The organism is Microcoleus sp. A006_D1 (assembly GCF_036702805.1).
Lineage (GTDB): Bacteria > Cyanobacteriota > Cyanobacteriia > Cyanobacteriales > Microcoleaceae > Microcoleus.
In genome coordinates, this window is record NZ_JAUBVZ010000002.1 from 269,788 (window position 1) to 293,802 (window position 24,015).

Below are 24,015 nucleotides of genomic sequence, written 5' to 3' on the forward strand. Positions count from 1 at the left end.
GAAAGCAGGCTTTGTCGGGACTGACACTTTCACCTACAGCGTTAGCGACGGGGCTGCTACTGTCCCCGGTACGGTGACTATTAACGTCACCAACAATCTGCCCAAGGTAAATCCCGACACCTACAAAGTCCTGCACGATCAAGTGCTCCCCGGATTTCCAGGAGTTTTAAGCAACGACACGGACGCAGATTTTGATTTGCTGGTTCCCGCCTTAGTCAAAGGCCCGAGCAACGGTACGATCGTGTTCAATCCCCTCGGCGACTTCTTTTATACTCCGAAAGCAGGCTTTGTCGGGACTGACACTTTCACCTACAGCGTTAGCGACGGGGCTGCTACTGTCCCCGGTACGGTGAATATCAACGTTACTAACAATCTGCCGATCGCACAACCTGACACCTACAGCACCAGTGCGGGAAAAGCCCTCACCCAAATATTGCCGGGAGTTTTAGCCAACGACTCCGACGCAGATTTAGACACGCTGACTGCTGCGGTGGCCGCAAATCCGACGAAAGGATCGATCGCCCTCAGCAAAGACGGTTCTTTCACCTATACTCCTAACGCAGGCTTTTCTGGGACAGACACATTTACCTACACAGTCAGCGACGGCATAGTTAGCTCTTTACCAGCTACCGTGACTGTAAACGTCAACAATAACCCGCCTGTCGCGATTCCTGACAACTATACAACTGCTTTTAATACAGGTCTCAACGTGGCAGGTTTGGGAGTCTTAATCAACGATACAGACCCGGAAAACGATCCGCTGACGGCGATTTTGGTAACAAATCCGGCTAAAGGGTCGATCGCCCTCAAAGCTAACGGTTCCTTCGATTACACTCCGAATACTGGTTTTGCAGGGACAGATTCTTTTACCTACAAAGCTAATGACGGAAAAGCTGATTCTGCGATCGTCACCGCCAGCATTGTTGTCAATAATCCTCCGACAAGTCCAACTCCGGTGACAAGTCCAACTCCGGTGACAAGTCCAACTCCGGTGACAAGTCCAACTCCGGTGACAAGTCCGACTCCGGTGACAAGTCCAACTCCGGTGACAAGTCCGACTCCGGTGACAAGTCCAACTCCGGTGACAAGTCCGACTCCGGTGACAAGTCCAACTCCGGTGACAAGTCCAACTCCGGTGACAACTCCAACTCCGGCGACAAGTCCAACTCCGACGGAAAGTCAAACTCCGGCGACAAGTCCAACTCCGGCGACAAGTCCAACTCCGGTGACAACTCCGACTCCGGTGACAACTCCGACTCCGGCGACAAGTCCAACTCCGGTAACAACTCCAACTCCGGCGACAACTCCGACTCCGGTGACAACTCCGACTCCGGTAACAAGTCCGACTCCGGTGACAACTCCAACTCCGGTAACAAGTCCAACTCCGGCGACAACTCCAACTCCAACGGAAACTCCGAGTCCAACTCCGAGTCCAACTCCCACGGAAACTCCGAGTCCAACTCCTGTTGACTCTGACAGCATTGGCGGCGGCAATGCCGATCGCACTTGCGACGAAATCGCCCTACCTGCGATCGATTCAATTCCCGGGCCGAATTCAGTTGATCGCACTTTCAACGGCACTGACGGCAACGATTTGCTAATTGGCAGCAATCTCAACGACGTTATCAACGGTTTCAACGGCGACGACATCCTGCTAGGCGGAAGCGGTAACGACAATATTTACGGCGGGCGGCCCAGCAATATCTCCCTCGGCCCAAATGCAGACAGAGACTTGCTGTTTGGCGGCAGAGGCAATGATTACCTCAACGGCAATGCGGGCGACGATCTCATTTTCGCGGGTAAAGGCGATGATGTGGCGATCGGCGGCAAGGACGATGACTCCATTTGGGGCGACAAAGGCAATGACACTCTGGTTGGGGCTGATGGTAACGATTGCTTGTTTGGGGGAGATGCTGCGGATACTCTCAGCGGCGGTGAGGGCAACGATACGCTGTACGGCGGCAAGGGCGATGATGTTCTGGTGGGGGGTACGGGCAACGATCTGCTGTTGGGCGATCGCGGCAGCGACAGCATTTGTGGCGGTGATGGAGACGATACTATTTTCGGCGATCGACCGATCGGTTTAAATGGCAATCCAGATTTCCTCTGCGGTGGTGCGGGTAACGATTTGCTGTTTGGTAACGGCGGTAGTGACACCATTTGCGGCGGTGATGGCAACGATACTCTCTACGGCGGTAAGGGTGACGATACTTTGACTGGGGGTTTAGGTGACGATCTTCTCATTGGTGGGGTTGGGCGCGATCGCTTTATTTTGACCGCTGGTGAAGGCAGCGATGCAATCACTGATTTTACTAAAGGTGAAGATTTGCTGGTGTTAGCGGGCGGTTTAACTTTTGCTCAACTCACTATTACCCAAAGCCCTAATGCAGCTTCGATCGCGATTTCTCAGAACGGTCAACTGTTGGCTACTGTGAATGCAGTGGCTGGTAGTGCGATCGATCGCAGTGATTTTATCGTATTTGGGCGATCGGATTAGCAGTAGCGGTAGGGTGCGTCAGAAAAGATAATTCTCAATCATCACGAAAAATCCGAAAACTGACGCACCATTGATATCAAATCTGATAGCAACGGAAACACAACAGACTCAGCTTGAAACTGCATAACTACCCAATGATTCAAAATATGACTTTTATGACATTAGGGTTATGACTTTTATGACTTCAGGCAATGAATTTATGAATTGACGTATCATTTCGCCTCTGTAATAATATTAATTAATTTCACATCAACTATCTTTACAAAAAAACCAAGTGAATACAATCTTATTAGGAGCAAAATCATGGAAAGCACAGGTATACTTAGGAGCGATCGCCAACAGCAGCTAACAGCAGCATTAACCACCTTTGGTAACAGCAATCAGCTTAATTTTTTCACGGAACCGAGTCAATTTAGCGGTAGCGTCCCCAGCAACGGCTGGGACGAGTCTCATTTGACAGCCAGCGCGATCGGCGAACCACAACAAATAGCAGATTTTCTAGTACCGAAAACCAGCGACATCCTCAGTTTCTGGGCCAACAATCAAGTCGCTAGCAGTACATCTCATGCTCAACAATCGAACTCAGAGGATCTCGCTGCCGGCACAGATCCGCTAACAGGAACCAGAACGGCAAGTCAGTTAAATTTATCCTACCCAGACAACACCTTAGCAACTGCTCGAAATGTGGTTGGCGTTGACAACGGGCGCGTCAACTTAAGCGATTTTGTCGGAGTGGGCGATCGCGAAGATTTTTACAAATTTACTCTGAACAGCAATAGCGATTTAAGCTTGCGTCTCGACGGTTTGAGTGCGGATGCTGACTTAGAGGTAATTCAAGATAAGAACCGCAACGGTATAGTTGATGCGGCTGACATTATTGGCAGTTCTTCTAATCTCGGTGCCACACCTGAAAGTATTAATTTATTAGGTCTGAATCCAGGGACTTACTATGTCCGAGTCTTTAGCTACTTGGGTGCCTCAACAAAGTACAACCTGACTCTTTCTGCAAAACCTGGTACTGGTTTTAGCAGCAATTATGGCTACGGTTTAGTGAATGCAAATGCCGCAGTTTCCCGCACGCTGAACCGTCCAACTCCCTTCCCAGAAGTTCCTAATTTGGACGGGAATAATTGGGGACGAGACATGGTAAATGCGCCGGAAGTTTGGAATCAGGGAATTACTGGAAATGGCATCGTAGTCGCTGTTGTCGATGGCGGTGTTGACTACACCCATCCCGACTTAGACGGCAACATTTGGCGGAATGCGGGTGAAATCCCCGACAACGGCATTGACGACGATCGCAACGGGTATGTAGATGATGTCAGGGGTTGGGATTTTGTGAGTTACGATAACGAGCCGATGGATGAGTCTATCCTCGGTCATGGGACTCACGTAGCAGGTGCGATCGCGGCCGAACGAAATGATTTTGGCATAACTGGAGTTGCCTACAATGCAAAGATTATGCCTGTTAGAGTTGGGAATTGGAATAATGTTGCTGCTGGAATTCGATATGCTGCTGATAATGGAGCTAATGTAATTAACATCAGCTTGGGACAGAAAACTGTGCCGATCGCCGCCGTCAACACCGCAATTCAGTACGCAACTGACAAAGGAGTTGTTGTTGTCATGGCAGCAGGAAATAATCGTTCTCCTGAACCAGTATATCCAGCTAGAGATGCCGAGCGATTCGGAATTGCAGCAGGAGGAATTGACAGAAATAACAGAATGTATGAATCCTCTGACCGTGCAGGTTCCCGACCTTTGGATTACGTAGTTGCTCCGGGAGTAGACATCTATTCTACAATTCCCGATAACAGTTACGAAACTTACAGCGGCACATCGATGGCAGCACCTCACGTAGCGGGTGTAGCGGCTTTAATTTTGAATGCTAATCCGAATTTGACTCCGGCTCAAGTTGAGTACATCTTGACGACTACAGCCAACCGCAATGGGATAACAGTCTAGAAACAACAGGCAGCAATTATTCAGAAACATTAGTCGATCGCCCTACAACTCCGCTAATCTGTCTTGTTAGAAGTTGCGGGCGATCGATCGCTCGTCAATTGACCAAATTTGCAATTTTAGGGTGAGGAATTATGACTATTACTCGTGTTTCTGTAGACTCAGCAGGCAATCAGGCAATCGGCATTTCCCAGATCCCCTCCATCTCAGCCGACGGGCGGTTTGTGGCGTTTTCATCTGAGGCATCCAATCTCGTGCCGGGAGACACTAACAATCGCAGCGATATCTTCGTGCGCGACTTGTCAACCAACACCACCGCCCGCGTCTCTGTTGACTCAGCAGGCAATCAAGGAAACGACACCTCCGGCAGTCCCTCCATTTCAGCCGACGGACGGCTTGTAGCGTTTACATCTTTTGCCCCCAACCTCGTGCCGGGAGACACTAACAATCGCAGCGACATCTTCGTGCGCGACTTGTCAAGCAACACCACCACCCGCATCTCTGTAGATTCAGCGGGCAATCAAGGGAACGGCGGTGTGCTGATTGGCTTCTTCATTCCCTCAATCTCAGCCAACGGGCGGTTTGTAGCGTTTGAATCTTATGTCCCCAACCTTGTGCCGGGGGACACTAACAATCGCAGCGACATCTTCGTACGCGACAGGCTCGCCAACACCACCACCCGCGTCTCTGTTTCAGCGGCAGGCAATCAGGCGATCAACCACTCATCCAACCCTTCCATTTCAGATGACGGGCGGTTTGTGGCGTTTTCATCTGAGGCATCCAACCTCGTGCTGGGGGACACTAACAATAACGACGATATCTTTGTGCGCGACTTGTTAACCAACACCACCACCCGCGTCTCTGTTTCAGGGGCAGGCAATCAGGGCAACGGCGACTGCTCCAAGCCCTCGATCTCAGCCAACGGGCGGTTTGTGGCATTTTCATCTGATGCCAGCAACCTTGTGCTGGGAGACACTAACAATACCACCGACATCTTCGTGCGGGACTTGTCAACCAACACCACCACCCGCGTCTCTGTTGACTCAGCAGGCAATCAGGGGAACGATGGCTCCAATTTCTCCTCCATCTCAGATGACGGGCGGTTTGTGACATTTTCATCTGAGGCATCCAATCTTGTGCCGGGAGACACTAACGGTAAGGAAGATATCTTCGTGCGCGATTTGTCAACCAACACCACAACCCGTGTCTCTGTAGATTCAGCAGGCAATCAGGGGAACGCTCTTTCTTACATCCCCTCCATCTCAGGCGACGGGCGGAGAGTAGCATTTTCATCTGATGCCTCCAACCTCGTGCCAGGAGACACCAATAGCCGCGACATCTTCGTTACTGACTTAACCAACACTCCAAGCGGCACTAATAACTCTCCAAATGTCATCAACGGCACTCCCGGCAACGACAACCTCACAGGCACTCCCGGCAACGATACCATCAGCGGTTTGCGAGGTAACGACATTCTCAATGGGGGCGACGGCAACGATATCCTCAACGGCGGCAAAGGTTTTGACACGCTCAACGGCGGTTTGGGAAACGATATTTTAGTCGGTGGCGCGGGCAATGATGTCTTTGTTTTAGGTGCAGGATTGGGAGTTGATACTATCTCTGATTTCACCAAAGGTCAAGATACCGTGCAATTAATCAACGGCTTGACTTTCGGACAGCTCTCAATTTCCGCTGGAACTAACGGCACATTAATTAAAGTAGCTAGCAGCGGTGAAGTTTTAGCTTCTTTGACTGGCCTTGCTCCCAACTCGATCGGCCCTGGAGATTTCCTCTCTGTTTAGATATCTGCTTAGCACAAAATGGTTGTTGCCGATCGCGAATCTGTCTTCTCAGAAGTGGCGGGGGCGACAAAAAACTCGTCAATTTACCAAATTTACAATTTTAGGGTGAGGATTTATGACTGTTACTCGTGTTTCTGTAGACTCAGCAGGCAATCAGGCGCAGCGGGGCCCATTGTTCTTCTCCTATCCCTCCATGTCTGCGGACGGGCGGTTTGTCGCGTTTGCTTCGGGTGCCGCCAACCTCGTGCCGGGTGACACTAACAATAACGAGGACATCTTCGTGCGCGACTTGTCAACCAACACCACTACCCGCGTCTCTGTTGACTCCGCAGGCAATCAGGGCAACAGCAGGTCCTCCTACTCCTCGATCTCAGGTGACGGGAGGTTTGTGGCGTTTGATGCTGGTGTTAACATCTTCGTGCGCGACACGATCGGCAACACCACCACCAGCGTCTCTGTTGACTCCGCAGGCAATCTGGGCAACAGCGCCTCTAGCACCCCGTCCATCTCCGCCAACGGTCGGTTTGTGGCGTTTGGATCTAATGCGACGAATCTCGTGCCGGGGGACACTAACAATACCAGAGACATCTTCGTGCGCGACACGATCGGCAACACCACCACCCGCGTCTCTGTGAACTCAGCAGGCAATCAGGGCAACAGTGGCTCTTCCAGTGCTCCCTCTATCTCAGCCGACGGGCGGTTTGTGGCGTTTACTTCTGATTCCAACAACCTCGTGCCCGGGGATACTAACAATAGCAACGATATCTTCGTGCGCGACTTGTCAACCAACACCACCACCCGCGTCTCTGTGGGTTCAGCAGGCAATCAGGGCAACGGCGCATCCCGCGAACCCTACATCTCCGCCGACGGGCGGTTTGTGGGGTTTTGGTCTGATGCCAGCAACCTCGTGCCGGGGGACACGAACAATAGCATTGATGTCTTCGTGCGCGACTTGTCAACCAACACCACCGCCCGCGCCTCTGTGGGTTCAGCAGGCAATCAGGCCAACGGCGCATCCTTCGATGTGTCTATCTCCTCCAACGGGCGGTTTGTGGCGTTTCGCTCTGATGCTTCCAACCTCGTGCCGGGGGACACTAACAATAACGCTGACATTTTCGTGCGCGACACGATCGACAATACCACCACCCGCCTCTCTGTTTCCTCAACAGGCGATCAGGCGACAGACTCCTCCTTCGAGGTTTCCATCTCCGCCGACGGGCAGAAAGTGGCGTTTTCATCTCGTGCCGCCAACCTTGTGCCGGGAGACACTAACAGCGCCCTAGACGTATTCGTTGCTGACTTAACCAACACTCCAAGCGGCACTAATAACTCTCCAAACATCATCAATGGCACTCCCGGCAACGACAACCTCACAGGCACTCCCGGCAACGATACCATCAGCGGTTTGCGAGGTAACGACATTCTCAATGGGGGCGACGGCAACGATATCCTCAACGGCGGCAAAGGTTTTGACACGCTCAACGGCGGTTTGGGAAACGATATTTTAGTCGGTGGCGCGGGCAATGATGTCTTTGTTTTAGGTGCAGGATTGGGAGTTGATACTATCTCTGATTTCACCAAAGGTCAAGATACCGTGCAATTAATCAACGGCTTGACTTTCGGACAGCTATCAATTTCCCCTGGCACTAACGGCACATTAATTAAGGTAGCTAGCAGCGGTGAAGTTTTAGCTACTTTGACTGGCGTTGCTCCAAACTCGATCGGCCCTGGAGATTTCTTCTCTGTTTAGATATCTGCTGATTTATGTTCTCACTACAAATATCATAAAGTTTGTAATGACGACGAAGAGTCCTCTCCGCGGGCTTTTAGTCGATCGGGACTCTTCGTCCTTACTACAAACCTTTATGGTTTTTCTGTGGTACACGATATGGTTTAGGGGGTTTTTTGATTTAAATTTGCGATCGATTAATCGTATAAATATAAATTATTTTATTTATAAGATATTTTTATTAAACCGGATGCTTGACACGAATAATTTATTTTGGTAAATTAAATTTATAGCATTTTCCTTTAATCAATTCACATAAGGTATTAGCAATATGTCTGTTATGGTGCGTGATATCCTCACATTTAATCCAGGTTTCTAGCAAATAATTTGACGGTCGCAAAAAACTATTCTCCTGCTTGAATCTTGCAAACAGGCGACTATTTTTCGCATATGTTATCGAATTTTTATCTCTAATTTAGGTGCATCTAGATGGGACAGATAATTATTAACGAATTCCGGCGCGCTACCGGAGACTTGACTGGCAATGAATATGTAGAGTTACTGCTGACAGAAGATTTAACAGCTACCCAGCTTCAGAGCTATTTTGTTGGCGACTCAACTGCCCCAACAACAGCTAAATATTCGGCTTACAGATTTACTAATATGGCGAGTATTGCTCCTGTGTTTAAAGCAGGTACAATAATTGCGATCGGCGGTGCGCCCGCGAATCAAGAGATTGTTTACAACCCCACACCGTCGGGGACAAATAACGATTGGAACATTCGATTGAGTCCCGATGGTGGATTTTTGAGCAAGCTGCTCCCAGTCGGAAATTTTGATGGGGATTTCGCGGATTCTGATGTTGTTTATGTTGATAATGCTAGCACTACAAATCTCAATACAGTAGATGCGATCGCCTGGAGGACATCGGGAACCCACGGAGCCTTTGGGAATGCAGCTAAGGTGCAAATTCCTGCACCTGGAAACGGGCGCAATGTCGAGTTTTCCAGCGCTATTGGCGGCGTCAACAGAACTGCTAATTATGCTGTCAACAGTCCCGGTTCCTTGGGTTTGCCCAATGGCGGAATTAACACGATTTATATTAACAGCCTCCGCAACCCGCAAGTCAACAGCGCTCCGACTTTGGCAAATTCTAATTTTAATACACTTCTCCCCATTAATGAAGACATAGCCAACGCAGCTAACAGAGGCTTTAGTATTTTTGCTATCACTAGCGAGTTAGGCGGTGACGCTGATGGCGATGCTTTAGGTGTCGCAGTCACAGCCGCAGATAACACTAACGGAAATTGGCAATTTTCAACTACTAGCAATACTTGGAAAAATTTCGGCACAGTGTCGGAAAGTTCAGCAACAGTTATTGGCCTGACTCGTCTTTATAATGGCTTGCTTGGCAATACTCCCAACTCTCAAAATTGGCTGTCTTTGACTAACTTAAATCCTGCCGATCCAACCGCTATTGCTTCAGAAATATTTAGCGGTAATGGAGCTAATTTAAACAGCACTGCTGCGAATAGCATCTATGCTGGGTATACAAATAATCCTTCAAATCCGTCATTTCCTCCGCTCGATCGCAATTCGGGATTTAGCTTGTCTTTTAATCTCCAAATTATCTCGGAATCCCGCACTAATCCACCAAATCAAGCTGGTTTTAGCATTGTTGCGGTTACTAGCGATCGCAAAGCAATTGAAATCGGTTTCCAGCAGCTATCTGCAACTTCCGGTAATATCTTTGCCCAAGGCGACAACATTACTCCGAATCCAGGCGGACAAACTAATGGCTTATTTGTTGCTGCTGAAAATGTTGCTCATAACACGAATATTGCTACTAATTACACTCTGAGAGTTCAAGGAGACAATTACTTGCTTTCAGACGGCAACAATGTTATACTAACAGGCCCGCTGCGAGATTATGCTGTATTTAGCGGTGCGATCGATCCTTATGAAACTCCTAACTTTCTATTCCTCGGTGACAACACAATCTCGGCGCAAGCTAATATCAACTTGACGGAAGTTTCTCTGGTAACGCCTGCGAAAGTCCGCTTTGTACCCAACGCAGACTATTACAGTACCGCTGGAAGCGAACCAAAAATTACTTTTCGGGGGTGGGATGGAAGTAATGGAGCGGGTGGCGGTAGTGCCGGGGTTAATGCTTCAGTTACTGGGGGAACAACGGCGTTTAGCACTAATAGTTTGACATATTCGATCGCAGTTAATCCTGTCAACGATGCACCTGCGTTTGTCAAAGGGGGCGATCGCACTTTCAGCAGCAAATCCGGCCCACAAACCCTCACTGGATGGGCGACTGGGATTGCTGCGGGCCCCGCCAACGAATCGGGACAAACCCTTGCATTTCAAGTGGTAGGGAATGATAATGCTGCTTTGTTTAGCGTATTACCTGCGATCGACTCGGCGGGCACGTTAACCTTTACACCGGCCGCAAGTGCGATCGGCCGTGCTAATATCACTCTCAACCTCAAAGATAATGGCGGTACAGATAACGGCGGTGTCGATACTTCAGCTAACCAAACTTTCACTATCAACCTCACAAATCCCGGCACATTTAACTTCAGTAACGCCAGCTACAGCGTTAATGAAAACGGTACATCTGCCACAATTACCGTGACTCGCGATGCTAATAATGTGGCGGCTGCTGTCAGTTACAGCACAAATGATGGCACGGCTAATGCTGGCAGCGACTACAACCAGACATCGGGAACTTTGAATTTTGGGATTGGCGAAACTACTCAAAGTTTCACGATTCCAATTGTTGATAATTCAGCAATCGAAGGTGATGAAACAGTTAATCTAAGTCTGAACAATCCCACTAATGGAGCAGATTTAGGAGCGATTTCTAGTGCTATTTTGACTATTCTCGATACAACTCCAATTCCAACTCCGACACCAATTCCAACTCCGACACCAATTCCAACTCCGACACCAATTCCAACTCCGACGCCAATTCCTGCGGAAACTCCGACGCCAATTCCAACTCCAATTTCAACTCCGACGCCAATTCCAATTCCAATTCCAACTCCGACGCCAATTCCAATTCCAATTCCAATTCCAACTCCGACGCCAATTCCAACTCCAATTCCAACTCCGACGCCAATTCCAACTCCAATTCCTGCGGAAACTCCGACGCCAATTCCAATTCCAACTCCAACTCCGACGCCAATTCCGACGCCAATTCCAACTCCGACGCCAATTCCAACTCCAATTCCAACTCTAACTCTGACGCCAATTCCAATTCCAACTCCGACGCCAATTCCAATTCCAACTCCGACGCCAATTCCAATTGTGGAACCTGCGGAAATTCCAATTGTGACGCCGACTCCGATACTTACGCCAATTCCAATTGTGGAACCTGCGGAAACTCCAATTCCGACGCCGACTCCGATACTTACGGAAATTCCAATTGCGCAACCTGCGGAAATTCCAATTGTGGAACCTGCGGAAATTCCAATTGTGGAACCTGCGGAAATTCCAATTGCGCAACCTGCGGAAATTCCAATTCCGACGGCTAAAGCTGCGGAAATACCGATCGCAAATCCGAATTATCCCATCGCCCCAACCGAAATTCCCAAACCTGCGGTAATTCCTGCTGTTTCGGAAGACTGTATGTGCGATCGCATAAATTTACCCGATCGCGCTTCCATTTCCCGCCCCAACATCGCTGCAAATACCCTCAGCGGTACAAACAACAGCGATACTCTCACCGGCAGCAATATTAATGACAACATTAACGGTTTTAACGGCAGCGACTTGCTAATCGGCTTATTCGGCAGCGACAATATTTACGGCGGTTTTCCTAGCCCAGTTGCTGTGGGCGCGGATGCAGATAGCGACACGATTTTTGGTAACGAAGATAGCGACTACATCGTCGGGCACGCTGGGAATGATGTGATTTATGCGGGGAAAGATGACGATGTGGCGATCGCAGGCAAAGATGATGACGTAGTTTGGGGCGACAAAGGCAACGATACCTTGCTTGGGGATGAAGGTGGCGATCGTTTATTTGGCGGCACTTCTGACTCGTCTGAGGGCGACTTGACAGGAAAAGATTTGCTTTTTGGCGATCGCGGCAACGACCTTTTATACGGGCAAGAAAGCGCAGATACTCTTGTTGGCGGCGAGGGAAATGATACAATTTTCGGCGGCAAAGGTAACGATCTAATTTGCGGCGAATCTGGCAACGATTTGCTGTTTGGAGATTTGGGAAGTGACACCATCTGTGGCGGCGACGGCGAGGATACGATTTTCGGAGATATTGACAATATTGCGACGGATGCTAGCAGTCAAAAAGATTATTTGTGCGGCGGTAGTGGCAATGATTTAATTTTTGGCAATGAAGATGCCGATAAATTGTGCGGCGGTGAGGGTAACGATACTCTGTACGGCGGCAATGGTGAAGATATTTTGATTGGGGGAAGCGGGCGCGATTACTTTTGCTTGGCTGCGGGAGATGGTGGCGATGTCATTGCTGATTTTACGCCCGGTGAGGATGTATTTATTTTGATGGGAGGGTTAAAGGGCGATCGACTCAGCATAGTTCAAGATGGCGGTGCAACTTTAATCAAAATTGCCAATACAAATCAAATCTTAGCTACCCTCAACGGTATGCAAGCTGATTTCATCACCCAACAGGATTTTAAAGTAATTGAGTTTGGTTTGTATATTTAAGATAGCGGTTGAAACTGCTTGGAGTCTGCAAAATCGAGTCTACTGACGCTTGGGTGCGATCGGCATTCTGACAACCGCAAGGTAAACTGAAAGCATCCCCTGATTCACTCCAATTTACCTATGCCTAGATGGTTCAATACCGCTGGCCCCTGCCGCGCTGATATCCACTATATGCTGCCTGCAACCAGTCGTGTTCCCAGCCTAGAACGACTAATTGCCCAGCAAAACTATTTTGTCATCCACGCACCCCGACAAATCGGCAAAACCACTGCCATGTTGTCTTTAGCCAAACAACTCACCGACAGCGGAAAATACACCGCTGTCATGCTGTCAGTTGAAGTCGGTGCACCTTTTAGTCAAGACATTGCTGGTGCAGAAAATGCCATTCTCGGCGCTTGGCGAGATAATATTGCTTTCCGCCTTCCCAGTGAACTTCAACCTCCAGATTGGACAGGTATCGAGTCTGGACAAAAAATTAGGGCAGCTTTACAGCTTTGGGCACAGGCATCGCCTCGTCCTCTAGTTATTTTGATCGACGAAATTGATGCCTTACAAGACCTTGCTTTAATTTCCATTCTACGCCAATTGCGCGACGGTTATCCCAATCGTCCAACAGCTTTTCCTCAATCAGTCGGCTTAATCGGTTTGCGAGATGTGCGTGATTATAAAGTGGCGGCTGGTGGCAGTGACAGGCTCAATACTTCTAGTCCATTTAATATTAAAGTTCGTTCCCTCACCATGCGGAATTTTAATGCTGCTGAAGTGGTCGAACTCTACAATCAACATACTGAAGATACCGGACAATTTTTTACAACTGAAGCCTCAGCTTTAGCTTTTGAATTGACTCAGGGACAACCTTGGTTAGTCAATGCCTTAGCTAAAGAAATCGTAGAAGAGTTAGTCACTGATGAATCGGTAGCTATTACAGCCGAACATATTTTAACAGCTAAAGAAATTATTATTCAACGTCAAGATACCCATTTAGATAGTTTAGCAGAACGACTTAGAGAGAAGCGAGTTCAAGCCATTATCGAACCGATTTTAGCAGGTTTGGAACTGGGAAATGTACCCAATGATGATATTCAGTTTTTAATCGATTTGGGTTTGTGTAAAATGGATACTCAGGGCGGATTGACCATTGCCAATCCTATTTATCGCGAAGTTCTGCCCCGCGTGCTCACCGTAACGCCAATGGCTTCATTGCCGCAAATTGCACCGAGTTGGTTAACGGCTGAGGGGAAATTAGATACTGAGGCTTTACTGAGAACATTTTTGGACTTCTGGCTGCAACATGGCGAACCATTGCTCAAAAGTGCCTCCTATCCCGAAATTGCGCCGCATTTGGTGCTGATGGCGTTTCTCCATCGGGTGATTAATGGTGGGGGAACGTTAGAGAGAGAATATGCTATTGGGCGCGATCGCATGGATCTGTGTTTGCGATATGGTGAGGTGACATTGGGAATTGAACTGAAGGTTTGGCGTAATAGGAAATCTGACCCTTTGAATAAAGGTTTGGAACAGTTGGATGGGTATTTAGCTAGATTAGGGCAAGATAAAGGTTGGTTGGTAATTTTTGATCGTCGAGACAATGCACTGGAATTGGAAGAAAGACTGAAAACTGAAATTCATCCTAGTCCATTGGGGCGAGAGATTACAGTTATTCGTGCGTGAGGATTTTTTATGCAAGGCGCATATCTCGGCAGCATTATTGCAGCAACTCGCGGTAGGAAGAGGCAAGAAAAGAGTCTTCGTGTAGATGGCTATCCGGTACTTAGGGCGGCAAAACTAATATATTCCCGAAATCGAAAATAAAACCTGCCCACTCAAACCAGAGTCTATCTGTCGGTTTTAAAGAAATTGGCAAAAACACTAACACATCCAAATACCACCACCAGCGCTGAGGAGGAATAGCTTCAGCCTTTCTGATGTCAGCTAAATTGACAAAGCGCGACAACTCATGATAAAAATCGTTTACCTTTGCAATTAATTGGCGATCGCCCTTGGTGAGTAATGTCTTTTCGGCTTCACTCAAATCCGACTCAATTTCTGCGAGGCGATCGCGAATTTGCAGCATTTCCAAGTGTTCTGCACCGCTGACATCTGGAAACTCAACACTAACGCAATAGTTTTTTAACACAGAATTCATAGGCAACTTGAATCAACCGATCGCAAATTCGGTATACTTTCGTTTATAAGGCGCTTGAAACGCCAAAACGATATCCTGTTTCGGCACACCCAAATCAACCAACTCATTAGCAACGCCGATCTCCGTCCCATCATGCTGTATCCAGATTTTACCATCCTGGATATCAATATGCACCACACAGCCGTAGTAGCGACGCCAATCACGCCATCCCACATGAACTAATTGATAATGATCCCGTTCCGTATCAAAAATGATTTGAGATGCGATCGGATCATTTTATGACTGATAGCTTTCATACTTCTTCAGAATTGATTGAACGTACTCGCGATAAGCTTCTATGTTGGCCATTGGACGATCCCTCCCGCTCTGCATTATAAACTAAGGAAATTGGCAAAAATACTAACACATCCAAATACCACCACCAGCGTTGAGGAGAAATAGCTTGAGCTTTTCTGATTTCAGCTAAATTGACAAAGCCCGACAACTCATGATAAAAATCGTTTACCTTTTCAATTAATTGGCGATCGGCTTTGGTGAGTAATGTCTTTTCGGCTTCATTCAAGTCAGATTCAATTTCTGCGAGGCGATCGCGAATTTGAAGCATTTCCAAGTGTTCTGCACCACTGACATCAGGAAACTCAACACTAACGCAATAGTTTTTCAATAGATGATTCATATTTCTAACTCCTTAACTGAACTTAGATATACAAAATCCGAATTAGCTAGATAGCTTTCGGGTAGATCGGGAGGAAAGGCAGTTTCTAAAACTCCCTCCACACTTATCATTACTATCCAAAGCTTATTCTCTATGTTGGCTACCAGTGTAGGATAAATTTTTTCTCCATAAACATAGACATAAACATTGGCATCAGGACTGTTAACTACAGCAGCGATGATTGCATTATATTGTTCCAGATTAGCATCATCTGGTAAATGACCTAAGCCAATCCTTTTGAGCAGGTGGGAAGTTGATTTTCCCGATTTCCAAATGATTTGCTCTCTAACTCGCGCGATCGCCTGAAGGACAGCTAGTCGATTAACTTCATCAATCATCAACTTTACCTTACCTTTTCCCAGCTCCTCACTTATTTAAAATTCGTCAACACCCATAAATTGCGTGTAAGCGATCGGGTTCGCAATCAAGACTTCAGTCCTTCCTTAGCTTAACTCAAGAATGGACTGAAGTCCGAACGATCGAACCAATTCCCTATTTAAAACCAGTCAACACCCCATAAATTGCCCAAATCGCCATCGCCCGCAAATAGTGACTCGCCCGAAAAGTCCCCCCCGCCGTAATCGCTTCCGGCGTGCGAAACTGCAACCCATTCTCATAAATCTGCCTCACCACCGCATCAGTCAATTTAAACGCCTTATCCTCCATTCCCATCTGCACTAAAAAAGCCGCCAACCCAAAATTAATCCCCGTCCAAACTTCCAAAGGATGAGTTGCATTCGGATTTTCCGGCGAACCGTTCAGCATCACCCCATTCGCCGCCCCAAACTCACCATCATTGAACTTTAAAAAACAAGATTCATACACAGTTTCTAAAGCGCTGACAGCACATTCTGGTGGCACAATATCCGGCAATCCCAACAGTTTTGCGTAAAATTGACCGCACAATTGGTCAGCCATCACCACTTCCGAATTACTCTCGCTGTCCAAACGGTAATATTGACCGTTCCACAGTTTTTCCTGATAGTTAGGTCTTGCTTGTAGCAGCCAACTGTGATATAATGCAATCTTTGCTTGCGGATTAGGAATTATTTCGGGTGCTGCATCTTCTAAGATTTCGCCGATCGCGATCGCACATTCCAGCGCCGCCAACCACAAACCCCCGCAATACGCACTAATCCCCCGCATTTGCCAATCATCAAACGTCTGATCCGGCGCACCCGAATTCTCAGGAATGCCGTCCCCATCCTCATCAAAAGTTTTCAGATAAGCCAAAGCCTCAACAATGGCCGGCCAACACTCTTGCAAAAACTCATAATCTGTGCCACCAGTCAATAGGAAATCCCGATAAACCTGCAACACAAAATCGCACGGTAAATCCTTCCACAAATTGCAATCTTGATAGCTAGTATAATTCGTTTTCTCCCAAGGATGTTCGTTAGGAGCACCCAAATCGTGCGGCGTCGCACCTACAGCTTTCCTAATCGCCGCAGCTTGATTCCAGCCAATAACTCTCGGCGTATCGTCACCCGCCGAAATTGCCCTCGCAAACGCAATCATTACCGACTTTTCTAACTCAGGCCACAGCATTAACAAAGCAAAAGAACCGTAAAGCCGCACATCTAAACTTTCGTACCAGCGGTAATCAATGCACTCCAAAACCCCAAATTGACCCTTCGGATCGCGTTCATCAGCCGCACTCCACAGAGTACCGCCGTCAGTCAAAATGTACAACTCATTAAACAGCGCCATTTTAAAACTATCTGACAAATCTGTCCGTTCTAAAATCGGTTTTTGCCAAGCTTCAATATTTTCGCGCCAAGTATCGGAATGCTTCATTGCAGTCCGAATAATCGGCCACACATTTTTGCCATTGCGCCCGAAGAAATCCGTATAACGGCGGTAGTAAGAAATTCCCGATGCAAATTCAGTAACGGGCAAATCCCAAGCTAGGATAAAGGGGATTTTGCGAGTTTTGCCTGGTCGAATTGTAAACCGAACTGCGATCGCACAAGCCAACTGTTCCCCAGGGGCGGCGGCTGTCTCGTCTTTGTCATCCAACAAGAAACCTTCATTTGAAAAGTGTCGCCAGATATCCTCGCCGTTTCCCGCCGGATTCCAGCGAGTCTGATAGAATACTTCTACCGCCGGATTAGTAATAGTTGCGATCGCCCACTGTCCATCCCCTTCTTGTGGCTGATCGTCAGCAGTCAACCGCGTCATCACGCAACCGAAACGGTGAAAATCTTCCACCAACAAATTCATATTCCCGGCACTTTCTCCCCAGCGGGGTTTATAGTCATAAAATGGACTACCATCATCTCGCACCATCACTTCCGGCGACTTGTTGGCATTAGTAAACCAACCGACAATATTCTCCCAAGTTAACATGATGCTGAGAGTAATCGGCGCATCTGTAGGATTGTGCGCCACCCATTCAAACATAGCAACTGGGTAACTGCTTTCTTGATAATTATTGGGCAAAATTGGCGAAAATTGCTCACAGCTTAATTGAGCCTCAAACACATTTTCATAAACAAACCAACTGCGCGGATATAAAGCATGATAAGTCCCAGAATTAGACTTCCCCCCCATTCCTTCAGCCTGCTCTCTCCCATCCGTTACATCCGTTAAATCCGTTACAAAATCCGCTGCCAATCTTCCTTCGCAAGGATACCATTTCCAACTAGATAAACTGCCATCTGTAGGCGGTTCAGTAGACAGTGCATAGGCTTGTTTCTTGCCTTTTGTTTCTTCAAAAACGCTGAATTGACAAGCGGGTAAACTGCGAAAAATGTGCTCGCCGCCGTCAATATGCCAGAGGTTGAAGTCGCCGCGGGGCGATCGCCCGATGCAGCCTGCCCCGAACCCGCCCAGAGGCATTCCGTGCCAGGGCCCGTCGTCGAGATTGCTTGCGTACCGGACTGTATAGGGATTCTCCCAACCGAGGCCGATGGGACGTTTCCAGGTGTGCGGGGGGATGTTTGGATTAAATGTGCGATCGTTATTCATGGGATTTATCTTAGCGCGCGATCGAAATCAACAGTCATTTTTTATTTAAGAAATAGAGGACACGGCAGTGCCGTTTCCCTACCGATGAAATACAGTACCGCACAATCCCGTTTCCGTACCGATGAAATAGAGGATACGGCAGTGCCGTTTCCTGACAGAAATTCCGAGATTTGCCGATCGACAAATGTTTCAAAGGTGAAGATTTTTGGCGCAGTGTAAGTCATTGGAAACTAATAGTTTTTTGCTAAAAATCCTATTCTATCAACTAACCAAATCCCAAATCAGTTCCTTTCCCCGCGTGAACCAAAGCCAACTTTTCGTAACGCTTAGCGTGTTCTACCAACTCCGCAGATTCCTCCTCAGATACATCCCGCAGCCGCTTGGCAGGCACTCCCGCAACCAGCGTGTGAGGGGGAACGTCCTTCGTCACAACCGCCCCTGCACCGACGATCGAGCCTGTGCCCACTCTCACTCCGTCCAGGACGATCGCCCCAATCCCGATCAAACAGCCCCGTTCAATGTAAGCTGAGTGAATCACCGCTCGGTGTCCGACTGTCACAAAATCTTCTAAAATAGTCGGTTTCCCCGGATCGCCGTGTAGAATTGCTCCATCTTGGATATTGGTACTTTTGCCGATCGCAATTCGCTCTACATCCCCCCGCACCACCGCCCCGTACCAGATACTAGCGCCCGCGGCCACTTCTACCCTGCCGATGACAACAGCGCTAAGAGCGACAAAAGCAGCTTGGGAGAGATCCGGCAATGGCCAATAGGCCGGAAGTGCAGGCAGAGGTTCGTTGAGATTGCTCATCTTTTTGGTCGATCGTGATACTTCTAGCAGATTAGCTGGTTGTTGATACGGGATATAATAGGACTATTTGCCACTTTTGCAGATAAATATGCTGGGACGCAATAAATGATTGAAGTTTCCTTGCAATACCCGATGTTTGGCCCGGAAATTCAGTGTCCCCACTGTCGCCAAACAATTCCGGCTCTCACACTCACGGATACCTATTTGTGTCCGCGTCACGGGGCATTTGAGGCAGATCCAAAAACCGGGGAACTGGTTCACCTTCAGTCAGGGCGGCACTGGCGCCGCTGGGAGGATGAATGGTATCGCCAGCACACTCACCCCGACGGGATTCGGTTTGAAATTCACGAAGCGCTCGATCGACTCTATACTCAAGGCTACCGAGCAACTCGCGTGATCGTTGCCCAACGCTATCGAGACTTAATCAGCGCTTATTTGGAACGCAGCACGCCTTGGCGGGGGCAACCGGATTCGCCGCGCCCGAGGCTCTACGGTTTACCTGTGGATTTTAGCCCCGAACCCCAGGAGGAACCTTGCTGGGAAGTGATTAATTTTGATTTGGAAAAAGAGCCGGGAGTTCCGATTAGATATCCCTATTTTCGGTTGTTTGAATAGTCAGTAGTCAGTTGTTATTTGTTATTTGTTATTTGTTATTTGTTATTTGTTATTTGTTATTTGTAGCAACTACCAACTGTCAACTATCAACTATCAACTGCCAACTATCAACTATCAACTGCCAACTGCCAACTATCAACTGCCAACTATCAACTGCCAACTGCCAACTGTCAACTGTCAACTGTCAACTGTCAACTGCCAAATGCACCACGCCTCGATTCGCACTGCTAATATTCACCGGGCGATCGCCTTTTACGAACAGTTAGGATTTACTGTGAGCGATCGCTTTACCACAGGTTACACTCTAGCCTGTTGGATGGAAGGTCTCAACGGACGCATCGAACTAATTCAAATCCCGGAACCAAAACCCGCACCGGATGCTTTCACAGACGAGCATTATGTTGGATATTATCATTTATCTTTCGATTTAACTGAGGCGACAACTGACTTACCTACTTGGTTGCAGTCTCTGAAAGAGCGGTTTGAGGAAGCTGCTAAAGACGAACCAAATCAGTTTCAAGCTTTGAAAGTTTTATTAGAACCGACTCAACAGGCGATCGGGCAAAATGTTTACGAAGTAGCTTTTATTGCCGATACAGATGGTTTGCCCTTAGAGTTTATCCGGCGCCTTAATTATACCAGTTCTGAAAAGTAGATATCTGTAGGGAAACGGCATTGCCGTGTCGGGGCCGCTCGTGCTGCGACTTTTAAGAATTGGTATAAGATTGATGATTGTAGCAAGACTTTAAAAAAATTGCTATTAGAGCGTGTCCGCTCGAAAGACATAATTAAGATTGGTTTGTAGTGAGGACTTTAGTCCGCATCCATCTGAGGACTAAAGTCCTCACTACAAACCGTTTTTATTACGGGTAGTTGACCGGACGTAATACTACATCCGATTTAAAACTGCTACCAATCAAACCACAAAAACAAAACCCGCCGGTGCGGGTTTCATCTTAAACATTATTGTTAATCACTGACGCTTTCAACTACTTCTTAGGAACAAGAGCCTCAGCAGCAGCGGGCCGAGGAGCCGACGCAGCGCTAGTTTTCAAAAGTGCGATCGCCTGAGCGTAGCAAGGATCGTCCTTAGTAGCAACCAAGGTCGGCTTGTTAGCTAATTTCAGCTTTTGTTCGTCGGTGACTACCACCTTCACATCGGGAGTAACACCCTTGTGGCTGATGTCCGTACCGTTGGGAGTATAGTAATGTGCGATCGTCACCGCCAATCCCGAACCGTCAGACAAAGAATGCACCGACTGCACCAAAGCTTTGCCAAAAGTTTGGCCGCCCATCACAGTTGCGCGTTTGTTGTCCTTCAGCGCACCGGCCAAAATCTCACTGGCGCTGGCAGAGTTATCGTCCACAAGCACCACCACAGGCTTGTCAGTGATGGCAGTGCGGTTTGCCCGCATTTCCTGAGAATCGCCCGCGCGATCGACTGTACGGACGATCGCCCCAGTATCCATCCACATCCGGGCGATATCAATGCTCACCCGCAGCAACCCGCCGGGATTACCGCGTAAATCCAACACAAAAGCGTCAGCTTTCTGATCCGAGAGCTTTTTAATCGCCGCCTGCATTTGTTCGCCCGCGTGGGAGCTAAACTCTTGCAAGCGGATGTAACCGACTTTCTTACCAGCTTCATTCTTGAGGCTGTAGCGAACCGCTGCTACCTCAATTTTCGCCCGAGTCAGAGTGATGTCAAACTCGCTTTTGCCTTGACGAGCAATCCGCAGCGTGACTTTAGTGCCTTCAGCGCCCCGAATAATCTGAGCCGCATCCGAGACAGTCATGCCTTTAGTAGCTTTGCCGTCAATCACCAAAATCGTATCGCCCGCTTGAATTCCTGCCTTCAGGGCCGGGGAATTTTCCATCGGCTCGACTACCGTAATCGCTTTCGTTTTCTCGTCTTGTTCCAGCCGCATCCCCACCCCTGTCAGTTCCCCGGACGTTTGACTCGTCAGCGCTTCGTACTGCTTCGGGTCCATAAAGCGCGTGTAGGGGTCTTGCAATTTCTCTAAGGCTTTGCGGAGGGCGGTGTAGGCAGCTTCGCGAGAGGTATAATCTTTGCTCAGCAACTCTTGGCGGGCCGCTTGCCAGTCAGTCTTGTTAAAGCTGCCATCGACATACTCTCGGTTCACAATTTGCCAAGCTTCGTCTAGGACAGCTTTGGGGCTATCTTGAAGCTCGGCGCGGACGGATTGAAAAACGCCGGGAACGAGTAAAGATATCGAAGCGGTTGTTGCCATCGCCCCAGTGAACAGGGCTGCCTGTAACTTAGAAAAGCGTCTGCGGGCTTGATTCATTGAATTTTGGCTCAATTCGATTTTAGATTTTTGATTGGAGATTTTAGATTGCTAAAAAATCTCACACTACTACTTAAACTATGTTTTGGAGGATACATCATCCCTTTGAACAGTTTAACCAGCTTGACAGTCGATCGCCAACCAATCATGACTGTATTTCAATAAACTTAATTTTAAACTTGGATTTAAATGTGCCGTGGTAAATAAAATCGAACAATTTTCGCGTAATTGGTTGAGCCTGCTGGTTAATACAGCGATTTGTGTAGCAGCCCTAGCGGGGGTGATTACCATGCAGTTGGGCGGCATCGCACCAGTTAGCGTTCAGGGGCAAAAGCCACTCTCTGCAATGTCTGCGGCCAGTTTCAAGCAAGACGCGCAGCAAGAAGCCCTGCGGCTGAAAATGCTCAAAACTTTCCCGAGTTTTGGGTTTGACAATTTAATTGCCGACTGGACATTTCTGAAATTTTTGCAGTATTTTGGCGACGACGAAGCGAGAAATGTGACTGGCTACAATCTCAGCGAAGATTATTTTGACATAGTTACGCGGCGCGACCCCAGGTGGGCTGACATCTACCTGTTTCTTTCCACAGCCGTTTCTTTTTATCAGGGAAACCCTGAAACTGCTGTTAAGTTGATCGAGCGCGGTACTAATGCCCTTTCGCCGCAAATTCATCCCCAAGCGTGGATAGTGTGGCGAACCAAAGGTCTTGATGAGTTGCTGCTGTTGGGGGACATTCCCGAATCAATTCGCTCTCACGAAATGGCCGCTGAGTGGGTAGAAAAAACTCCAGACGGGCCGAAATTGGCGCCGAGTTTTCGAGCAACTGCTGAGTTTTTGCGCCGAGATCCCGATAGCGTGCTGGTGCGGTTTAATGCTTGGAGTACGGTTTATTATCAAACAACTGATAAGTTGGTGCGTCAAAGGGCAAAACAAGCTCTGGTAAAGTTGGGAGCTGTGGTGCGAAAAGATAAGGATGGCAAGGAGAGTTTTATTTTGCCGCCTCGAAAGTAGGTTCATTCAATTGACCTGGGACAGTTGACAGTTGACAGCACTTGACAAAAGAAGTCCGAGGATTGGAGTAATGAATACTCTGATTTTAATTTCTCCCTACAAGGGTGGAGGCTTTAAACCAATTCTTTCTGGTACGGGGCGCCCGCCCCAAATGAGGTTTAGCGCAACTCTGAAAACGACGTGATTTCTGTTTGAGTTATTTCGCGCCATTCACCGGGTTTGAGGCCTTCGAGACGCAAATGCCCGATCGCGCTCCTAACCAGCCGCAGCGTCGGAAACCCTACTGCTGCGGTCATCTTACGGACTTGACGGTTGCGGCCTTCGGTGAGGGTCATTTCCAGCCAAGCTGTCGGAATGTTTTTGCGAACTCGAATCGGGGGCTGGCGGGGTGGCAATTCGGGTTCTGATGATAATAATTGCACTTTTGCCGATCGAGTCCGATAATCTTGAATAGTGACACCAGTTTGCAAAGCTGCGATCGCACCTGCATCGGGAACCCGTTCCACCTGAACCAAATAAGTGCGGGGATGAGCAAATTTCGGGTCACTGAGGCGATGCTGCATTTGTCCGTCATCAGTTAACAGTAACAAACCTTCGCTATCGCGATCGAGCCTGCCGACGGCATAAACATCAGGAATCGGAATATAGTCTTTAAGAGTGCTGCGTTTAGTCTCCCCTGAATTGTCAGTGAACTGAGTTAAAACATCGTAAGGTTTGTAAAATAGAATGTAGCGATATGGCATAAT

The 24,015-nt window shown here is 48.2% G+C and carries 18 protein-coding genes; 9 read left to right on the forward strand and 9 right to left on the reverse strand.

The genetic code is table 11. The features are described from left to right. From QUB68_RS04100 to QUB68_RS04125, 6 genes are all read left to right on the forward strand, one after another. On the forward strand, positions 1 to 2,497 hold a 2,497-nt coding region (locus QUB68_RS04100; RefSeq protein ID WP_332989633.1), incomplete at its 5' end, for an Ig-like domain-containing protein. 303 nt (positions 2,498 to 2,800) lie between these two features. Continuing rightward, a complete protein-coding gene (locus tag QUB68_RS04105; protein ID WP_332989635.1) occupies positions 2,801 to 4,462 on the forward strand; it encodes a S8 family serine peptidase in 1,662 nt (553 codons plus the stop codon). Between the two features lie 131 nt (positions 4,463 to 4,593). Further along, a complete protein-coding gene (locus QUB68_RS04110; RefSeq protein WP_332989637.1) occupies positions 4,594 to 6,261 on the forward strand; it encodes a calcium-binding protein in 1,668 nt (555 codons plus the stop codon). Between the two features lie 115 nt (positions 6,262 to 6,376). Continuing rightward, on the forward strand, positions 6,377 to 8,011 hold the full coding sequence (locus QUB68_RS04115) for a calcium-binding protein (protein ID WP_332989639.1): 1,635 nt from the start codon (positions 6,377 to 6,379) through the stop codon (positions 8,009 to 8,011). 468 nt (positions 8,012 to 8,479) lie between these two features. Beyond that, on the forward strand, positions 8,480 to 12,691 hold the full coding sequence (locus QUB68_RS04120; protein WP_332989641.1) for a choice-of-anchor Y domain-containing protein: 4,212 nt from the start codon (positions 8,480 to 8,482) through the stop codon (positions 12,689 to 12,691). 120 nt (positions 12,692 to 12,811) lie between these two features. Continuing rightward, positions 12,812 to 14,362 (forward strand): ATP-binding protein, encoded by a 1,551-nt coding sequence (locus QUB68_RS04125; RefSeq protein WP_332989643.1) that lies wholly within the window; start codon positions 12,812 to 12,814, stop codon positions 14,360 to 14,362. A gap of 100 nt (positions 14,363 to 14,462) precedes the next feature. On the opposite strand, the gene QUB68_RS04130 is transcribed toward QUB68_RS04125, so the two are convergent. The 7 genes from QUB68_RS04130 to QUB68_RS04160 all read right to left on the reverse strand — a co-directional run bounded on the left by QUB68_RS04130 (position 14,463) and on the right by QUB68_RS04160 (position 19,333). Further along, on the reverse strand, positions 14,463 to 14,837 hold the full coding sequence (locus QUB68_RS04130; RefSeq protein ID WP_332989644.1) for a hypothetical protein: 375 nt from the start codon (positions 14,835 to 14,837) through the stop codon (positions 14,463 to 14,465). Between the two features lie 12 nt (positions 14,838 to 14,849). Then, the gene (locus QUB68_RS04135) at positions 14,850 to 15,050 is read right to left on the reverse strand and encodes a XisI protein (protein WP_332989646.1); all 201 of its coding nucleotides are present in this window, start codon (positions 15,048 to 15,050) and stop codon (positions 14,850 to 14,852) included. A gap of 79 nt (positions 15,051 to 15,129) precedes the next feature. Next, entirely contained in the window at positions 15,130 to 15,513 is a 384-nt protein-coding gene (locus tag QUB68_RS04140) for a hypothetical protein (RefSeq protein WP_332989648.1), read from the reverse strand. Beyond that, a complete protein-coding gene (locus QUB68_RS04145) occupies positions 15,510 to 15,890 on the reverse strand; it encodes a hypothetical protein (RefSeq protein ID WP_332989650.1) in 381 nt (126 codons plus the stop codon). The genes QUB68_RS04140 and QUB68_RS04145 overlap by 4 nt, the downstream gene beginning before the upstream one ends. Positions 15,891 to 16,044: 154 nt before the next feature. After that, positions 16,045 to 18,522 carry a GH116 family glycosyl hydrolase gene (locus QUB68_RS04150; protein ID WP_332989651.1) on the reverse strand — a complete coding sequence of 826 codons (2,478 nt, stop codon included), beginning with the start codon at positions 18,520 to 18,522 and terminating at the stop codon, positions 16,045 to 16,047. A gap of 41 nt (positions 18,523 to 18,563) precedes the next feature. Further along, positions 18,564 to 18,746: a hypothetical protein gene (locus QUB68_RS04155; protein ID WP_332989652.1), complete on the reverse strand. Its 183-nt coding sequence runs from the start codon at positions 18,744 to 18,746 to the stop codon at positions 18,564 to 18,566. Positions 18,747 to 18,787: 41 nt separating this feature from the next. Beyond that, on the reverse strand, positions 18,788 to 19,333 hold the full coding sequence (locus QUB68_RS04160; RefSeq protein ID WP_332989654.1) for a gamma carbonic anhydrase family protein: 546 nt from the start codon (positions 19,331 to 19,333) through the stop codon (positions 18,788 to 18,790). A 105-nt stretch (positions 19,334 to 19,438) separates the two neighbouring features. Between QUB68_RS04160 and QUB68_RS04165 the strand changes: the two genes are divergently transcribed. Further along, positions 19,439 to 19,948 (forward strand): TIGR02652 family protein, encoded by a 510-nt coding sequence (locus QUB68_RS04165; protein ID WP_332989656.1) that lies wholly within the window; start codon positions 19,439 to 19,441, stop codon positions 19,946 to 19,948. A gap of 202 nt (positions 19,949 to 20,150) precedes the next feature. Next, entirely contained in the window at positions 20,151 to 20,603 is a 453-nt protein-coding gene (locus QUB68_RS04170) for a VOC family protein (protein WP_332990155.1), read from the forward strand. Positions 20,604 to 20,937: 334 nt separating this feature from the next. On the opposite strand, the gene ctpB is transcribed toward QUB68_RS04170, so the two are convergent. Then, positions 20,938 to 22,257 (reverse strand): carboxyl-terminal processing protease CtpB, encoded by a 1,320-nt coding sequence (gene ctpB, locus QUB68_RS04175; RefSeq protein WP_332989658.1) that lies wholly within the window; start codon positions 22,255 to 22,257, stop codon positions 20,938 to 20,940. A gap of 196 nt (positions 22,258 to 22,453) precedes the next feature. On the opposite strand from ctpB, the gene QUB68_RS04180 reads away from it, so the two are divergent. Beyond that, positions 22,454 to 23,269 (forward strand): hypothetical protein, encoded by an 816-nt coding sequence (locus QUB68_RS04180; RefSeq protein WP_332989660.1) that lies wholly within the window; start codon positions 22,454 to 22,456, stop codon positions 23,267 to 23,269. 158 nt (positions 23,270 to 23,427) lie between these two features. Here the strand turns inward: QUB68_RS04180 and QUB68_RS04185 are convergent, their stop codons facing one another. Continuing rightward, positions 23,428 to 24,012 (reverse strand): pseudouridine synthase, encoded by a 585-nt coding sequence (locus tag QUB68_RS04185; protein ID WP_332989661.1) that lies wholly within the window; start codon positions 24,010 to 24,012, stop codon positions 23,428 to 23,430. Positions 24,013 to 24,015: the final 3 nt, after the last annotated feature.

What these genes read in the sequence shown, in the direction of transcription:
- QUB68_RS04160 (WP_332989654.1), bottom strand. Translation starts at nt 19,333, where the DNA reads ATGAGCAATCTCAACGAACCTCTGCCTGCACTTCCGGCCTATTGGCCA.
- QUB68_RS04110 (WP_332989637.1), top strand. Translation starts at nt 4,594, where the DNA reads ATGACTATTACTCGTGTTTCTGTAGACTCAGCAGGCAATCAGGCAATC.
- QUB68_RS04165 (WP_332989656.1), top strand. Translation starts at nt 19,439, where the DNA reads ATGATTGAAGTTTCCTTGCAATACCCGATGTTTGGCCCGGAAATTCAG.
- QUB68_RS04115 (WP_332989639.1), top strand. Translation starts at nt 6,377, where the DNA reads ATGACTGTTACTCGTGTTTCTGTAGACTCAGCAGGCAATCAGGCGCAG.
- QUB68_RS04170 (WP_332990155.1), top strand. Translation starts at nt 20,151, where the DNA reads ATGCACCACGCCTCGATTCGCACTGCTAATATTCACCGGGCGATCGCC.
- QUB68_RS04145 (WP_332989650.1), bottom strand. Translation starts at nt 15,890, where the DNA reads ATGATTGATGAAGTTAATCGACTAGCTGTCCTTCAGGCGATCGCGCGA.
- QUB68_RS04125 (WP_332989643.1), top strand. Translation starts at nt 12,812, where the DNA reads ATGCCTAGATGGTTCAATACCGCTGGCCCCTGCCGCGCTGATATCCAC.
- QUB68_RS04150 (WP_332989651.1), bottom strand. Translation starts at nt 18,522, where the DNA reads ATGAATAACGATCGCACATTTAATCCAAACATCCCCCCGCACACCTGG.
- QUB68_RS04120 (WP_332989641.1), top strand. Translation starts at nt 8,480, where the DNA reads ATGGGACAGATAATTATTAACGAATTCCGGCGCGCTACCGGAGACTTG.
- QUB68_RS04130 (WP_332989644.1), bottom strand. Translation starts at nt 14,837, where the DNA reads ATGAATTCTGTGTTAAAAAACTATTGCGTTAGTGTTGAGTTTCCAGAT.
- ctpB (WP_332989658.1), bottom strand. Translation starts at nt 22,257, where the DNA reads ATGAATCAAGCCCGCAGACGCTTTTCTAAGTTACAGGCAGCCCTGTTC.
- QUB68_RS04185 (WP_332989661.1), bottom strand. Translation starts at nt 24,012, where the DNA reads ATGCCATATCGCTACATTCTATTTTACAAACCTTACGATGTTTTAACT.
- QUB68_RS04105 (WP_332989635.1), top strand. Translation starts at nt 2,801, where the DNA reads ATGGAAAGCACAGGTATACTTAGGAGCGATCGCCAACAGCAGCTAACA.
- QUB68_RS04140 (WP_332989648.1), bottom strand. Translation starts at nt 15,513, where the DNA reads ATGAATCATCTATTGAAAAACTATTGCGTTAGTGTTGAGTTTCCTGAT.
- QUB68_RS04155 (WP_332989652.1), bottom strand. Translation starts at nt 18,746, where the DNA reads ATGACTTACACTGCGCCAAAAATCTTCACCTTTGAAACATTTGTCGAT.